Here is a 15,483-nt window from a genome sequence, read left to right on the forward strand (position 1 = left end):
AGTATCCGCCGGACCAAGATGTCGTTGGCTGACCGGGTATTCCTGTCGTCTGACACCGACGTCGTGCACACCCACATATCCGGCGTCCCGATATTCCGGATACCAGGCACTGTTTCGGATTTCGTCGAAGACCTGATGACTCGGGCACGGTCATCGGCAGCCGTCACCCCACCGTTCAACTATCGCGTACCGGCCCGCTGGCCGCGGCGGCGGTGGGAGATCATCGATGTCCGCGCCGTCGACTTCTCCGCGCACGTGCTGCGGACTGCGCTGCCCTCACCGGGCAGCATGCGGGACCTGGAAACCGTAATTGCGCACATTCATTCCAAACCGCTGGACCGGTCCAAACCGCTATGGGAACTCCACATCATCGACGGGCTCGCCGATGGCCGGATCGCGCTGTGCCTCAAGGTTCATCACGCACTGATGGATGCCATGACCCTACTGAAGTTCATGGCTCGAACGTTTTCCTCGAGCCCCAATAACGTTGAACTGCAGCCGATATGGGCGCTTCCGCCCCGATCATCCGCCTGCGCCCGGCCCAAGCGATTGGGATTGGCGCGTACATTTGGCGTGGTGGGCGAACTCCTGCTCGCCGCGTGGCGAATCCTCCTGGAGGCGTGGCGACGGACCGACCCGGCGTTCGCCATTCCGCTGCGCTGTCCCCGCTCCCGTCTGTTGAACGGCCTGCTGAGTCGTGAGCGTAGCTGGGCGGCAATCGAGTTCGATGCCCGGCGCCTGCACGATCTGGCGAGACGCGCAGACGCGTCGCTGAACGAGCTGATCCTCGCGGCGCTTTCCACCGTGCTGCGCCACTATCTGAGCGCGTGCGGTGAGTTGCCGCGCCGCAGTCTCACGGCTGGAGTACCCGCGTCCAACCGCGGACCGGATGCCGACCCACGACACGATGCAAGCGGGATGATCCTGGTGAACCTGTTCACCGATGTCGCCGACCCCGCAGAACGCCTGCACAACATCATCCGCTCCAGTCGTCTGGCCAAAGAGCACGTTGCATCGATGTCACGCCAAGCCGCCGACCGCTACGCGGTGCTGGCGATGGCGCCGGCCTTGCTGCAGGCGGCGACTGGGCTGAGTGGGCGTGTGCGCGCCCCGTTCAATGTCACGGTGTCGAATGTGGCCGGTCCGAGCACGCCCCAATACCTGCTGGGCGCCCCGATGGACGGCCTGTTTGCCGCGGCCCCGATCTTTCCCGGCCAGCTGCTCAACCTGTCGGTGGTATCGGCGGCCGGACGGCTCGGCGTGGCTTTCACGGCTTGCGCTGCGGCGCTGGACGCCAGACGGCTGGCTGATCTGTTCGGCGATGCCGTCGGCGAACTCGAGACCCAAATTGTGGCGGCAACTGCGTGACGGCTGCTGTCGAAACTTCTCCTGCTCGTAGCTTCTTCAGTCGGCTCGGTGGCCATGTAGTTCGCCATCCGGTCCTTGTGATCCTGTTATGGATCGTGATGGCAGCGCTCGGTCCGTTGTTCCTGCCGTCGTTGGCTCAGGTGGTTCGCGACCACACCGTGAATCTGTTGCCTGCCCGCGACCCGTCGACGGTCGCCGCGGATCTGATGGCGTCGGCGTTCCACGAGAGTCAGAACGTCCTGCTGGTCGTTCTCACCGACGAACGCGGGCTCAGCAAGTCAGACGAAGACACTTATCGGGGCCTCACCGACAAGTTGAAGGCAAATCCCGGCGCCGTCACCGCCGTTCAGGACTTCATCTCCATGCCGCCGCTGCGGCAGGTCCTGGAGAGCGATGATCACAAGGCGTGGATTCTTCCCCTCAGTCTGGTCGGCAATCTCGGCTCACCAGGCGCCCAGGACTCGTACAACTGGGTCGACAAAGTGGTTTCCGACGCGACCGCGCGGACATCGCTCCACGCGGACGTGACCGGTCCGCAAGTCACGATCAGCGATCAACTGGTCGTGTCGGAACGAGACATCAGCGTCATCGAGATAGCAACCGGTCTGATGGTTCTAGGCATTCTTTTTCTGGTCTATCGGCGCCCGGTGTCGATGGTGGTGCCGTTGCTGATGATCGGAATCGCACTGGCCGTTGCGCAAAGCCTGGTCATTGTGATCGGTCTTCTTGGTTGGGGGGTCTCCAACCAGACCGTCGTGCTGCTCAGCGGAATGATGATGGGCGCCGGTACCGACTATGCGGTGTTCCTCATCAGTCGATACCACGAATACCTGGAACAGGGAGTCGCCTCGGACGGCGCCGTCGTCAAGGCGTTGGACGCGATCGGCAAGGTGATAGCGGCGTCGGCGGGAACGGTCGGGCTGGCGTTTGTCGGCCTGATCTTCGCAAGGCTTCCCCTGCTTTCCACCGTCGGCCCGGCGCTCGCCATGGCGATCGCCGTCGCGTTCCTCGCCGCGATCACGCTTCTGCCTGCCATTCTCGTGCTCACCGGGCGGCGGGGCTGGATCGCACCGCCCAAGAAGAAACTCGCGGGCCGCTTCTGGCGGGTGTCGGCCGTGCACATCGTCCGCCGCCCGCGGCGGAACCTCCTGTTCAGTCTTGTCGTTCTGCTCATCCTGGCCAGTTTCGCGACCCTCGTCAGTTACAACTACGACGATCGCACCACGTTGCCTGCGTCAGCACAGAGCAACATCGGCTACGCCGCCATGGAGAGCCATTTCGATGTCAACTCCCTGATCCCCCAGTATCTGCTCGTGCAATCGCCTCACGATCTGCGCACTCCGCAGGCGCTCGCCGATCTTGACGAAATGGCCTCCCGGATAAGTCAATTGCCGAACATTGCGCTGGTGAGAGGGATCACCCGGCCCACCGGGCAGACACTCCAACAAGCCACGTTGTCTTGGCAAGCGGGCGAAGTCGGCAGCAGACTGGGCGATGCGTCGTCTCAGATCGAGGGCAACACAGGCAATCTCGACAAACTCGCAGGCGGTGCCAAGGAGCTCTCCGGCGCGCTGGGGCAAATCCGGGGCACAGTCAATCAGTCGATGACAATGGTCACCACACTGATCAGCGAAGTGAGTGACATTGAAAAGCAATATGGTGGGTCGAAGAGTCTTGCTCAGCTCAACGAGATGGCGCGACTCGTGTCGAGTATGCGGTCGGTCGGCAATACGCTCGGCGTCAATGTGCTCGATATCAACCAGCTACTGAGCTGGACCGGTCCGATCTTGAACGCATTGGACTCCAGCGCGGTATGCGACGCCGACCCGTCGTGTACCGCCGCGCGCTCCCAGTTGCACGTTGTCGACGCCGCTCGGGTAAGCGGCGCGTTCGATCAGGTGTCCGAGCTGGCACGCCAACTTCAGGGCATCCAGGACAACACGCCCTCTACTCAATCGATCGAGCGGCTGCGCGGAACGCTGGATTCCGCGATGAAAAACCTTCGCAGCATGGGTATCAACAGCCCGCAGGATGCTCAGCGACAGTTGAACACCCTTCAGCAGGGCGCCAACAAGATCGCCGATGGCAGTCAGCAACTCGCCGACGCGGTGCAGCTGCTGGTGGACAAGACAAAGGAAATCGGCTCGGGACTGTCGCAGGCGTCGACCTTTCTGATGTCGATGAAGAACGGCGCGTCTCAGCCGTCGATGGCCGGATTCTTCATACCCCCGCAGTACTTCTCTATTGACCAGTTCAAACAGGCTGCCACGATCTTCATTTCACCCGACGGTCACACGGCTCGTTATCTGATACAGACGAAGCTCAATCCGTTCTCGACGCAGGCGATGGATCAGCTGGACGCGATCCTGGATACCGCGCACAAGGCGCAGCCGAACACGTCATTGTCCGATGCGACGGTGTCGGCGAGCGGCATCACGCCGCTCTACCACGATATGCGGCACGACTTCGAGCAGGACTTCCACATGATCAACATCGTCACCATTGCCGTGGTGTTGTTGATCCTGATCGTGCTGCTGCGCGCCCTCGTGGCGCCGCTGTATCTGGTTGCCTCTGTAATTATTTCCTACCTGTCGGCGCTGGGCATCGGTGTCCTCGTGTTTCAGATCATCGGTGGCAGTCCGCTGTCCTGGAGCGTTCCGTCGCTGACGTTCCTCGTCCTGGTCGCGGTGGGGGCCGATTACAACATGCTGCTGGTGTCCCGGATCCGCGACGAGTCGTCCTACGGGATCCGCTCCGGGGTGATGCGCACCATCAGCTCCACCGGAAGCGTCATCACCTCTGCGGGACTCATCTTCGCCGCGTCGATGTTCGGCCTGTTGTTCGGCAGTATCACCACGATGGTCGAAGCCGGCTTCATCGTGGGCGTGGGCATCCTGCTCGATACCTTCATCGTGCGCACGGTGACGGTACCCGCCATGGCGGTGCTTGTCGGACAAGCGAACTGGTGGCCATCGCAATCACTGAAGGGCTTCGACAGATGGTCTCGTCGCTTCAGAAGGGTGGGGGTTGGTAGTTGGCGGCGAGCCAGGCTTGGCGTTGGCGTTGTTCTCCGGCGATGAGTACGCCGCGTTCGCGGCGTTCGGCGTTGATGCGGTCGCGTTTGTTGTGTTCGCGGGTTTGTTGGCGTCGCGGCATCATCAGCGTCTGGTATGGGCTGGGTTCGTCAACCGTCGACACGGGTAGCGCCCCGGTCGACTGGCCGAGAATCGGGAGCAGTGCCGCGCCGTGCGCCTCGCTGGTATAGGTGTGTCCGGTCGGGCTGGTCAAGGTCAGCGTGCCGTCGGGCAACTGCTGCTCGACCCACCCGCGATGAAACGTATTTACAGATGGTGATTCCGGCTTTGTCCTTGCGCGTCCTTTGAGCCGATGTTTAGCTCCTTCACCGGCCAGGCGGCGATCGATCGTGGCCGCAGCGCTTCGATGACATCGGCACCGTCCTTCACTGGCCGGGACTGCGTGGGGTCAGCACCTTGGGTTGCAGGGCCGCTGCCAGCGCCTTGCGGGCATGGTCTCGGTGCCACCCGGTGTTGGCGCATAGCTCGTCGAGAATGCGAGTCTTGCCGCGCTTACTCGCCAGTTGGTAGGGGCTTGCGGTCGTCTCGGTGACTGCTCTGCGCTCTGCCAGTGTCAACCCCATCCAGTGGGCGTACGCGCGCATTTTCGATGAGGCAACGAATCACCCATTCGCGCGCATATCTGGAGAGTCAACGCGAGATCCCCATCCGCGATACCTCCGAACACATGTCCGATAATGCCATCCGGGCCCGACAAATCGGGGGCTCAGAGTTTGGAAGCGGCGTCCTCGTCGAGTAGCCACACGGTCTGGTCGCGGCCGACGGCACCGGCCGCGGGCACGTCGACCGGGTCGGCGCCGCCGATGGCTGCTGCCACCGCATCGGCCTTGCCTGCACCGGACACCACGAGCCAGACCTCGCGCGACCGTTGAATCGCCGGGAGCGTCAATGTGATTCGGCGTGGCGGCGGCTTGGGGGAGTCCGCCACACCGAGCACCAGTCGGTCGGTCTCCCGCATCGCCGGCGTGTCGGGGAACAGCGAGTTGATGTGCCCCTCGGGTCCCATCCCGAGCAGATGCACGTCGAAAACCGGTGCTGGCTCTCCGGCTTCGGCGTTCGCCGCCAGCACCTGGGCGTAGTCGGCCGCCGCGGCATCCAGGTCGTCGCCGAACGCGGCACCGCTCGCCGCCATCGGATGTACGTTGGCGGCCGGGATGTCGACGTGGTCGAGCAGCGCTTCGCGGGCCTGCTTGTAGTTGCGCTCGTCGTCGTCTTCCGGCACGAACCGGTCGTCGCCCCAATAGAAGTGCACCCTGGACCAGTCGATCTGGTCGGCGTGTTCGGCCAACCGCTTCAGCAACCCGATCCCGGTGCCGCCGCCCGTCAGGACGATGGACGCCCGGCCGCGGAACTGGATCACCGAGTTGATCTCCTGGGCCAGTCGGTCGCCGGCCGCCGCGACAAGCCCGTCCGTGTCCGGATACCTGTGCACCGACACACTCATACGTATTGCACTTTCTCGATGCCCTGCAATGCCTCGTGGTAGATCTCGTCGGCGTCCAGCCTGCGCAGGTCCTCAGCGAGGCATTCCTTGGCTTCCCTGCGCGCCAACGGGATTCGTGCCTCAGGCCTGCCGGTGCGGGTCAGGGTCGCGGTGACGCCCGTCTGCGGCCGGCGCAGCGTGATCGTCTCGCTGGTGCGGACCAATTCCACCTTCAGTTCGCCGACCGCGCGCTGCACCGGGCCGTCGATCCGCTCGGCGAGCCAGCCCGCCAGCACGTCCAGCGACGGTTCGTCCTTGAGGCCCGACACCAGTGCCGAGGTGATCGGCTCGTGCGGTTCCTGGTCCACCGCCGAGGCCAGCAGCGCACGCCAATAGGTGATGCGGGCCCACGCCAGATCGGTGTCGCCCGAGGTGTAGCCCTGCAGTCGGCTCTTGATGGCAGCCATCGGGTTGGCACAGTCGGTGGCATTCGTGATGCGCCGAACCGCCAACCGGCCCAACGGATCTTGAGCGGGCACGTCGGGGCCGCCGGCCGGCCACCACGCCACCACGGGGGTGTCGGGCAGCAGGAACGGCAGCACCACGCTGCTGGCGTGATCGGCCAGTGGGCCATGCAGGCGCAGGGACACCACCTCGCCGGCGCCCGCGTCCGCACCGACGCGCAGTTGCGCGTCGAGTCGGGATCCGGTGGCGTTCCGGTCCCCGGGCACCACGACGATCACCCGGCAGGGATGCTCGCGGCTCGCGAAGTTGGCCGCTTCGATCGAATCCTCGAGGAGGTCGTCCGAGTGCAGCGAGATCACCAGTGTGAGCACCCGGCTCAACGTGATGGCGCCGCCTTCTTCACGCAGCCCGGTGATCTTCTTGTTGATGTCGTTGGTGGTCGTATCGGGCAGATCGACAATCATTTAAGGGCGCCTCCACTCCCTGCCCATGCGATGCATCATCTCGTCCGCTGACGCGGGGCCCCACGTCCCCGACTCATATGCATCCGGCTTGCCGTTCGACGCCCAGAAGTCGAGCACCGGATCCAATATCTCCCAGGAAAATTCGACTTCCCGGTTCACCGGGAACAGCGACGGCTCACCGAGCAGCACATCCAGGATCAACCGTTCGTAGGCTTCGGGGGAGTCCTCGGCGAACGCCGAACCGTAGGAGAAGTCCATGTTGACGTCGCGGACCTCCATGGCGCTGCCCGGCACCTTGGAGCCGAACCTGGTGGTGATGCCCTCGTCGGGCTGCACCCGGATCACCAACGCGTTCTGGCCGAGCTCCTCGGTCATCGTCTTGTCGAACGGCAGGTGCGGCGCCCGCTTGAAGATCAGTGCAATCTCAGTAACCCTGCGCCCCAAGCGTTTCCCGGTCCGCAGGAAGAACGGCACACCTGCCCACCGACGGGTGTCGATCTCCAGCGTGATCGCCGCGTACGTCTCGGTGGTCGAGTCCTTCGAGAACCCGTCCTCCTCGAGCAACCCGACCACCTTCTCGCTGCCCTGCCAGCCCGCTGAGTACTGGCCGCGCGCGGTGGTCTGATCGAACGGCTGCATCGGCTGGGTCGCCGACAACACCTTGATCTTCTCGGCCTGCAACTCGTGCGGGCTGAAACTGACCGGTTCCTCCATCGCGGTCAGCGCCATCAACTGGATCAGATGGTTCTGGATGACATCGCGGGCCGCGCCGACGCCGTCGTAATAGCCGCCGCGACCACCCAGGCCGATGTCCTCGGCCATGGTGATCTGCACGCTGTCGACGTAGTTGTTGTTCCAGATCGGCTCGTACAACTCGTTCGCGAACCGCAGCGCCAGGATGTTCTGGACGGTCTCCTTGCCCAGATAGTGGTCGATGCGGAACACCGCCTCCTCCGGGAAGACGCTGTTCACCACCTCGTTGAGCTCGCGTGCACTGGCCAGGTCGTGCCCGAACGGCTTCTCGATGACGACCCGGCTCCACCGACCTTCCTGAGGACGCGCCAGGCCTGACTGCTGCAGCTGCTCGCACACTTCCTGAAAAGCCTTGGGCGGGATGGACAAATAGAACGCGTGGTTGCCGCCCGTGCCCCGCTCGGCGTCCAGCTTGTCGAGCTGCTCGGCGAGCTTGCCGAACGACGCGGCGTCGTCGAAGTTGCCCTGCACGAACCGGATGCCTTCCGCCAGGCGATCCCAGACTTCCTGACGAAACGGCGTACGGGCGTGCAGCTTTACGCTTTCCAGCACGACGTCAGCGAAAGCGTCGTGGCTCCAATCTCTTCGGCCGAACCCGACCAGTGCGAACGTGGCAGGCAACAAGCCGCGGTTCGCAAGGTCATAAATGGCAGGCATCAGCTTCTTGCGCGCGAGATCGCCTGTGACGCCGAAGATCACTACGCCGCAGGGCCCAGGGATCCGCGGCATCCGCTTGTCGCGTTTGTCGCGAAGCGGATTGTGCCAATCCGTCATTTCTTGGCGGCGTCGAGCTGACCCTGTGTCGCCTCGAGCAACTCGAGCCACGACTTCTCGAACTTCTCCACGCCCTCGTCCTCGAGCAGCCTGAACACGTCCGGTAGATCGATGCCGACGCCTGCCAGCTCGTCGAAGATGGCCTGGGCGGCGTCCGCGGTCCCGGTCACCGTGTCGCCGGTGATGACGCCGTGATCGGCCACCGCGTCAATCGTCTTCTCCGGCATGGTGTTCACGGTGTTGGGCGCGACCAGTTCGGTCACGTACAGCGTGTCGGAGTACTCCGGGTTCTTGACGCCGGTGGACGCCCACAGCGGCCGCTGCACCCGCGCACCGTCTGACTTGAGTGCCTCATAACGCGAGCCGCCGACGAAGACCTCTTCGTAGGCCGCGTACGCCAGCCGCGCATTGGCCACACCGGCCTTGCCGCGCAACGCCAACGCCTCCTCGCTGCCGAGCTTGTCCAGCCGCTTGTCGATCTCGGTGTCCACGCGGGAGACGAAGAACGAGGCCACGGAGTGGATCTTGGACAGATCGTGGCCCGCTTCCTTGGCCTTCTCCAGGCCAGCCAGATAGGCGTCCATCACGAGGCGGTGCCGCTCGACGGAGAAGATCAGCGTCACGTTGACCGAAATGCCTTCTGCGATAACGGCGGTGATCGCAGGCAGCCCCGCCATCGTGGCCGGAATCTTGATCAGCAGGTTCGGCCGGTCGACGATCTTCCACAGTTCGATCGCCTGGAGGATCGTCTTGTCGGTGTCGTGCGCCAACCGCGGGTCCACCTCGATGGACACCCGGCCGTCGACGCCGTCGGACTGCTCGTACTGTTTGGCCAGCACGTCACACGCGTTGCGGACGTCGTCGGTGGTGACGGTGCGGATGGTGGCGTCGACGTCGGCGCCACGCTCGGCGAGTTCGGAGACCTGCTCGTCGTAAGCGTGGCCCTTGGACAGCGCGGCCTGGAAGATCGACGGGTTGGTGGTCACGCCGACCACGCTCTTGGTGTCGATCAACTCCTGCAGGTTGCCTGTCTGCAGGCGATCGCGGGACAGGTCGTCCAGCCATACGGAGACACCTGCTGCGGATAGGGCTGCAAGATTGGGATTCTGAGCCATGATCGGTCCTTTTCTCTAGTTGTCCAGTGCCCGTTCCGCGGCGGCCACCACAGCTTCTGGGGTGAAGCCGAACTCGCGGAACAGCGTCTTGTGGTCGGCGGACTCGCCGTAGTGTTCGATCGAGACGATCTCGCCGGTGTCGCCGACCAGCTTGTACCAGCTCTGCGCCACCGCGGCTTCGACGGCGACGCGTGCCGACACGGCCGGGGGAAGCACGCTGTCGCGGTACTCCGCCGGCTGCGATTCGAACCATTCGACGCACGGCATCGAGACCACGGTTGCGGTGATTCCCTTGTCCGCCAAGATCTTCTGTGCGGCCACCGCCAACTGCAACTCGGACCCGGTGCCGATCAAGACCACGTCGGGATTCGCGTCGGGAGTGCCGCCAAGGATGTAGCCGCCCTTGGCCACGCCGTCAGCGCTAGTGCCCTCCAACACCGGGATTCCCTGCCGGGTCAGGACCAAACCGACCGGACCGCTGCTCGCGCCGCGCGCGAGGATGGTGCGCCACGCGTAGGCCGTCTCGTTCGGGTCGCCGGGCCGCACCACCGACAGGTTCGGGATGGCCCGCAGCGCCGCCAGGTGTTCGATCGGCTGGTGGGTGGGGCCGTCCTCGCCGAGTCCGATCGAGTCATGCGTCCAGATGTAAATGGTGTCGATGTTCATCAGCGACGCCAACCGCACCGCGGGCCGCATGTAATCGGAGAACTGCAGGAACGTGCCGCCGAACGCGCGGGTCGGTCCGTGCAGCACGATGCCGGACAGAATCGATCCCATCGCGTGCTCGCGGACGCCGAAGTGCAACACGCGGCCATACGGATCGGCGCTGAACTCCTTGGTGGAGATCGACGACGGGCCGAACGACTTCACGCCCTTGATGGTGGTGTTATTGCTGCCCGCGAGATCCGCTGAGCCGCCCCACAATTCGGGCAACTTCGGGGCCACGTCGTTGAGCACCTGACCGAATGCGGCGCGGGTGGCCAGCGGTTTGGAACCCGGCTCCCAATAGGTCAGGTCGGCATCCCAGCCGTCGGGCAGTTCCTGCGCGATCAGCCGGTCGAGCAGAGCCTTGCGCTCCGGCTCCCGCTGCGCCCACGCGTCGAACTCGCTCTGCCACTTCTCGTGAGCTTCCTTACCGCGGGCCACCAGCTTGCGGGTGTGCTCGATCACTTCGTCGCTGACTTCGAACGACTTGTCAGGGTCGAATCCGAGGATCTTCTTGACGGCCGCGACCTCTTCGGCGCCGAGGTCGGCGCCATGCGCCTTGCCGGTGTTCATCAGATTCGGCGCCGGGTAGCCGATGACGGTGCGCAGCGCGATGAACGACGGCTTGTCGGTGACGGCCTTGGCCTGCTCGATGGCCTCCCGGATGCCGACGACGTTCTCGCCGCCCTCGACCTCCTGCACGTGCCACCCGTAGGCGCGATACCGGGCGGCGGTGTCCTCGCTCAGCGCGATGTTGGTGTCGTCCTCGATCGAGATCTGGTTGTGGTCGTAGAACACGATCAGGTTGCCGAGCTGCTGGGTGCCCGCCAACGACGACGCTTCGCTGGTGACACCTTCCTCGATGTCGCCGTCCGAGGCGATGACGTAGATGTAGTGGTCGAACGGACTGGTGCCCGGTGCGGCGTCGGGATCGAACAGACCACGCTCGTAGCGCGACGCCATCGCCATGCCGACCGCCGACGCCAGGCCCTGGCCGAGCGGTCCCGTGGTGATCTCAACGCCCCTGGTGTGGCGGAACTCCGGGTGCCCGGGCGTCTTGGACTTGAAGGTGCGCAGCGACTCGATGTCGGACAGCTCGAGTCCGAACCCGCCCAGGTACAGCTGGATGTACAACGTCAGGCTGGAATGCCCGCAGGACAGCACGAAGCGGTCGCGGCCCAGCCAGTGCACATCGCTGGGGTCGTGGCGCATCTCCCGTTGGAACAGGGTGTACGCCAGGGGAGCGAGACTCATGGCCGTGCCGGGGTGGCCGTTGCCGACCTTGTGTACCGCGTCCGCGGCCAACACTCTGACGGTGTCCACTGCCCGCGAGTCCAGCTCGGTCCAGTCGTGGGGGTGATTCGGCCGGGTCAGGACAGAGATCTCGTCGAGAGTGGTCACGTGGCGAACTCCTTGTCGAGGATGGGGCTCCGCTAGCTGCTTGTCTAGAAAACACCCTAGTGCGGCAGAGCCATCCGGTGCAGCGGCGCGGGGGACGATTAGGAAGGCGTTTAGGCGCGGTCTACCATCGTCTGTAGTAGACGCCGCGTGCGGCGGCGACGCTGAGGAGTAACTGCGTGAGAATTCGCGAAGGCAGCCTTGTCGAAGGGTCGCCGAATCGAATCCGCAACAAGTTCCTCGGCTACCTCGCATTGACCAAGCCCAGGGTTATCGAGCTGCTGCTCGTCACCACGATTCCGGCGATGCTGCTGGCCCACCGCGGCTCGGTCGATCCGCTGCTGATCGCCAACACGCTGTTCGGCGGGCTGCTGGCAGCCGCGGGAGCCAACACGCTGAACTGCGTGGCCGACGCCGACATCGACAAGAAGATGAAGCGGACCTCGCGTCGGCCGCTGGCCAGGGACACCGTGCCGCGCAGCCACGCGCTGGTGTTCGGGCTCGCGCTGTCGGTGGGGTCGTTCTTCTGGTTGTGGTGGACGACGAACATGCTGTCCGCGCATCTGGCGGGCGCCACCATCGCGTTCTACGTGCTGGTCTACACGCTGCTGCTGAAGCGGCGCACGTCGCAGAACGTGGTGTGGGGCGGCGCCGCGGGCTGCATGCCGGTGATGATCGGCTGGTCGGCGGTCACCGGAACCATCCAGTGGCCCGCGCTGGTGATGTTCGCGATCATCTTCTTCTGGACTCCGCCGCACACCTGGGCGCTGGCTATGCGCTACAAGGAAGACTACCAGGCGGCCGGCGTGCCAATGCTGCCCGCCGTGGCCACCGAGCGGCAGGTCACCAAGCAGATCCTGGTTTACACCTGGCTGACCGTGCTGGCGACGTTGGCGTTGGCGTTGGCGACGGGTTGGCTGTATGCGTCGGTGGCCATCCTGGCGGGTGCCTGGTTCCTGGTGATGGCGCATCAGTTGTACGCCGGCGTGCGTCGCGGTGAGCCGGTGAAGCCGCTGCGGCTGTTCCTGCAGTCCAACAACTATCTCGCCGTCATCTTCCTGGCGCTCGCAGTGGATTCGGCGCTGGCGCTGCCGAGGCTGTTAGGGCACTAACACCACCGAGCCGACGGTCTTGCGGCCCTGCAGGTCGCGGTGCGCCTGCTCGGCATTCTCCAGCTGGTAGTGCTCGCTGACCGTGATGTCGATGGTGCCTGAGGCGATCGCGTCCAGCAGTTCACCTGCCCGCCAAGCAAATTCGTCGGGTGTGCGGGTGTGGTGGACAAGCGTGGGCCGGGTCAGGAACAGCGAACCGGCCGCGTTGAGCCGCTGCGGGTCGAACGGGGGCACCGGACCGCTGGACGCGCCGAACAGCGCGACCGTGCCGCGGATCCGGCAACTGGCCAGGCTCGCCTCGAACGTGTCCGCGCCGACACCGTCGTAGACCGCCGCGACACCGCCGTCGGTCAGGTCCTTGATCGTGGCGCCGAACGCCTCCGGGTCGTCCGGATAGCCGAGCACCTCGACGGCGCCGGCCTTACGGGACAACTCGCGCTTCTCGGGCGTCGACACCGTGGTGATCACCCGCACGGCGAGGCTGGTGGCCCACTGCGTCAGGATCAGCCCGACACCGCCCGCGCCCGCGTGCACCAGCACGGCGTCGCCCTCCTGCACCGGATACGTCGACTTGATCAGGTAATGCGCCGTCATGCCCTTCAACAGCGACGCTGCGGCCACATCGGCGGTGACGCCGTCGGGCACGTAGGCGCAGAAATCGGCTGGCGCGACACAGTATTCGGCGTACGCACCGACCGCCTGCGCGGTGACGACGCGGTCCCCGACGCTCAACGCCGCGACGTCGTCACCGACCGCCTCGACCGTGCCGCACACCTCGGTGCCGAGCACGAACGGCAGTTCCCGCGGATACAGACCCGACCGGAAGTACGTGTCGATGAAGTTCACCCCGATGGCTTCGGCCTTGATCATTACCTCGCCCGGCCCAGGAGAGGGCTGGTCGGTGTCGACGTAGTTCAGGACTTCGGGTCCGCCGGTCTCGGCGACTTGGATGGCCTTCATGCTGTCTATCCTGCCAAGGTGAAGCTCGCGAAGCCCGACCTGTTCCATCCGCGCGTCGTGCTGGCTGCTTGCCCGGCGTTGCCGGAGGGCGACGGAGACGACGACGGACTGGTCGACGCGCTTCGCCAACGTGGACTGCACGCGCGCTGGCTGTCCTGGGACGACCCGGGCACGCTCGACGCGGATCTGGTGATCCTGCGCGCGGCGTGGGACTACATCGACCGGCTCGACGAATTCCTTCGGTGGACAACGCTCGTGCGCAACCTGCTCAACGCGCCTGAGGTGGTGCGGTGGAACACCGACAAGCGTTATCTCGCCGACCTGGCCGGCGCGGGCGTGCCGACGGTGCCGAGCCGGTTCTACGCGCCGGGGGATCAGGTGGCGTTGCCGGCGGGCGAGGTAGTGGTCAAACCGGCGATCGGCGCGGGTTCGGTTGGGGCGCTGCGATTTACCGATCACGACCAGGCGCGCGGGCATGCTGCGGCCCTGCACGCGGAGGGCCGCACGGTGCTGGTGCAGCCCTATGACACGCGGATCAAGCACGGCGAAGCGGCATTGGTGTTCATCGGCGGCGAGCAGTCGCACGCCTTTACCAAGGGCCCGATCCTGCCGCCGCCCGGCGAGGCGCCGGTGTTCGACGAGTCCGGCACCTACGCCGAGGAGACGCTGACGCCCGCGGATCCCGACTTCGAATTGTGGGAACTCGGGCACGCAGCATTGGCGGCAGCGGCCGATCACCTCGGCATCGCGACCGCAGAGTTCCTGTATGCGCGCGTCGATGTGATCGGGGACCGCCGTGATGCGCACGTCCTCGAGGTCGAGTTGGTCGAGCCGTCGCTGGGCTGGCGCCAGTTGGACCCGGCGACGAGGACGCGACAGCAACGGCAGTTCGCGCTCGGCGTCGAGTCAGCCCTCGAGCGGCTGGGGCTTGGACCGCTCTCGCATCGACGCCCATAGCGCGGCGGTTGCAGCGGTGCAGGCCGCCGCGCCGAGCACGTGCACGGCCACCAGCGCGGCGGGCACACCGGTGAAGAACTGCACGGTGCCGACGAACCCCTGTGCGACGACGAGCGCCAGCAGCACGCCCAACCGCTGCATGACTGGACGCGGCGCGTGCACCGCTAGCAGGCCGAAACCGAGGCCGACCAGCAACGCAAGATAGGCGACGAGCAGCGACGAGTGCGCATGCACCAGCGTGGTGATCTCGATGTGAAGCCGCGGCACCGGCTGGGTGATGCTCTTGTCGCCGGCATGCGGTCCCGCGCCTGTCACCAGCGTGCCGCTGACGAGCTGGGCCGCCAACACCACAGCAGTCAGAACGGTCAACTGCCGCAACGGCTTTGGCGCGACCGGTGTCGAGACGCCATCGTCGGGCTCACCGATCTTGACGTACAGCAGGACTGCCAGCCACACCATCGTCATCGACGCCAGCAGGTGAATGGCCACGGTCCACCACAGCAGCCCGGTCAACACGGTGATGCCGCCGATCACGGCCTGCACCACAGTCGATGCCGGCATCAGCCACGCGTAGATCAGCACCTCGCGGCGACGGCGGGCCCGCGTCACGGCCAACACTGCCAGCACCGCCGTCAACACCACCAGGAACGTGATCATCCGGTTGCCGAACTCGACGGCCTGGTGGACGACCGCGACCTCGGCGTGGGGGACAGGGACGAAACTGCCTGGGAAGCACTGCGGCCAGGTCGGACAGCCGAGACCCGACGCGGTGACGCGCACGATGGCCCCTGTCACCGCAATGCCACCCTGGGTCAGGATCACGGCGGCAGCGATGATGCGCTGGACCCGCAGGCTCGGCATGGGCAGCAGGTCGACCAGTCGCAGAAATGCGCG

At 65.3% G+C, this 15,483-nt stretch carries 13 protein-coding genes; 4 read left to right on the plus strand and 9 right to left on the minus strand.

The window, feature by feature from the left end; all coding sequences use genetic code 11:
* Positions 1 to 18 precede the first annotated feature (18 nt).
* Together A5724_RS28755 and A5724_RS28760 are read left to right on the plus strand one after the other, a co-directional pair.
* Complete coding sequence (locus A5724_RS28755) at positions 19 to 1,368, plus strand: wax ester/triacylglycerol synthase family O-acyltransferase (protein WP_067810356.1); 1,350 nt, start codon at positions 19 to 21, stop codon at positions 1,366 to 1,368.
* Positions 1,365 to 4,448, plus strand: a complete 3,084-nt coding sequence (locus A5724_RS28760) for an RND family transporter (RefSeq protein WP_255397308.1) — start codon at positions 1,365 to 1,367, stop codon at positions 4,446 to 4,448. Before A5724_RS28755 ends, A5724_RS28760 begins: the two co-directional genes overlap by 4 nt.
* On the opposite strand, the gene A5724_RS33425 is transcribed toward A5724_RS28760, so the two are convergent.
* The 7 genes from A5724_RS33425 to tkt form a co-directional block, all read right to left on the minus strand.
* Positions 4,381 to 4,677, minus strand: coding sequence for a hypothetical protein (locus tag A5724_RS33425; RefSeq protein WP_197518811.1), 297 nt, complete (start codon positions 4,675 to 4,677; stop codon positions 4,381 to 4,383). The genes A5724_RS28760 and A5724_RS33425 overlap by 68 nt on opposite strands.
* Positions 4,678 to 4,828: 151 nt before the next feature.
* Positions 4,829 to 5,026 carry a hypothetical protein gene (locus A5724_RS33430; protein WP_232005015.1) on the minus strand — a complete coding sequence of 66 codons (198 nt, stop codon included), beginning with the start codon at positions 5,024 to 5,026 and terminating at the stop codon, positions 4,829 to 4,831.
* A 143-nt stretch (positions 5,027 to 5,169) separates the two neighbouring features.
* Complete coding sequence (gene pgl, locus A5724_RS28770; RefSeq protein WP_067810360.1) at positions 5,170 to 5,907, minus strand: 6-phosphogluconolactonase; 738 nt, start codon at positions 5,905 to 5,907, stop codon at positions 5,170 to 5,172.
* The gene (gene opcA / locus A5724_RS28775) at positions 5,904 to 6,815 is read right to left on the minus strand and encodes a glucose-6-phosphate dehydrogenase assembly protein OpcA (protein ID WP_067810367.1); all 912 of its coding nucleotides are present in this window, start codon (positions 6,813 to 6,815) and stop codon (positions 5,904 to 5,906) included. Before opcA ends, pgl begins: the two co-directional genes overlap by 4 nt.
* Positions 6,816 to 8,342, minus strand: coding sequence for a glucose-6-phosphate dehydrogenase (gene zwf, locus A5724_RS28780; protein ID WP_067810369.1), 1,527 nt, complete (start codon positions 8,340 to 8,342; stop codon positions 6,816 to 6,818).
* Complete coding sequence (gene tal, locus A5724_RS28785) at positions 8,339 to 9,460, minus strand: transaldolase (RefSeq protein ID WP_197518824.1); 1,122 nt, start codon at positions 9,458 to 9,460, stop codon at positions 8,339 to 8,341. Before tal ends, zwf begins: the two co-directional genes overlap by 4 nt.
* Before the next feature lie 12 nt (positions 9,461 to 9,472).
* Positions 9,473 to 11,563 (minus strand): transketolase, encoded by a 2,091-nt coding sequence (tkt, locus tag A5724_RS28790; RefSeq protein ID WP_067810371.1) that lies wholly within the window; start codon positions 11,561 to 11,563, stop codon positions 9,473 to 9,475.
* A gap of 176 nt (positions 11,564 to 11,739) precedes the next feature.
* Between tkt and A5724_RS28795 the strand changes: the two genes are divergently transcribed.
* Positions 11,740 to 12,672, plus strand: coding sequence for a heme o synthase (locus A5724_RS28795; RefSeq protein ID WP_067810374.1), 933 nt, complete (start codon positions 11,740 to 11,742; stop codon positions 12,670 to 12,672).
* Here the strand turns inward: A5724_RS28795 and A5724_RS28800 are convergent.
* On the minus strand, positions 12,661 to 13,632 hold the full coding sequence (locus A5724_RS28800) for a quinone oxidoreductase (protein ID WP_067810376.1): 972 nt from the start codon (positions 13,630 to 13,632) through the stop codon (positions 12,661 to 12,663). The genes A5724_RS28795 and A5724_RS28800 overlap by 12 nt on opposite strands.
* An 18-nt stretch (positions 13,633 to 13,650) precedes the next feature.
* Here A5724_RS28800 and A5724_RS28805 point away from each other — a divergent pair, with 18 nt between their 5' ends.
* Positions 13,651 to 14,589, plus strand: coding sequence for a RimK family alpha-L-glutamate ligase (locus A5724_RS28805; RefSeq protein WP_067810378.1), 939 nt, complete (start codon positions 13,651 to 13,653; stop codon positions 14,587 to 14,589).
* Here the strand turns inward: A5724_RS28805 and A5724_RS28810 are convergent.
* Positions 14,539 to 15,450 (minus strand): heme A synthase, encoded by a 912-nt coding sequence (locus A5724_RS28810; protein ID WP_067810775.1) that lies wholly within the window; start codon positions 15,448 to 15,450, stop codon positions 14,539 to 14,541. The genes A5724_RS28805 and A5724_RS28810 overlap by 51 nt on opposite strands.
* Positions 15,451 to 15,483 lie beyond the last annotated feature (33 nt).

Source organism: Mycobacterium sp. ACS1612 (genome assembly GCF_001667505.1).
Taxonomy (GTDB): domain Bacteria; phylum Actinomycetota; class Actinomycetes; order Mycobacteriales; family Mycobacteriaceae; genus Mycobacterium.

Excerpts from the sequence above, each read along its gene's own strand:
- A5724_RS33430 (WP_232005015.1), bottom strand. The coding sequence starts at position 5,026 with ATGGGGTTGACACTGGCAGAGCGCAGAGCAGTCACCGAGACGACCGCA.
- opcA (WP_067810367.1), bottom strand. The coding sequence starts at position 6,815 with ATGATTGTCGATCTGCCCGATACGACCACCAACGACATCAACAAGAAG.
- A5724_RS28810 (WP_067810775.1), bottom strand. The coding sequence starts at position 15,450 with ATGCCGAGCCTGCGGGTCCAGCGCATCATCGCTGCCGCCGTGATCCTG.
- zwf (WP_067810369.1), bottom strand. The coding sequence starts at position 8,342 with ATGACGGATTGGCACAATCCGCTTCGCGACAAACGCGACAAGCGGATG.
- A5724_RS28800 (WP_067810376.1), bottom strand. The coding sequence starts at position 13,632 with ATGAAGGCCATCCAAGTCGCCGAGACCGGCGGACCCGAAGTCCTGAAC.
- pgl (WP_067810360.1), bottom strand. The coding sequence starts at position 5,907 with ATGAGTGTGTCGGTGCACAGGTATCCGGACACGGACGGGCTTGTCGCG.
- A5724_RS28755 (WP_067810356.1), top strand. The coding sequence starts at position 19 with ATGTCGTTGGCTGACCGGGTATTCCTGTCGTCTGACACCGACGTCGTG.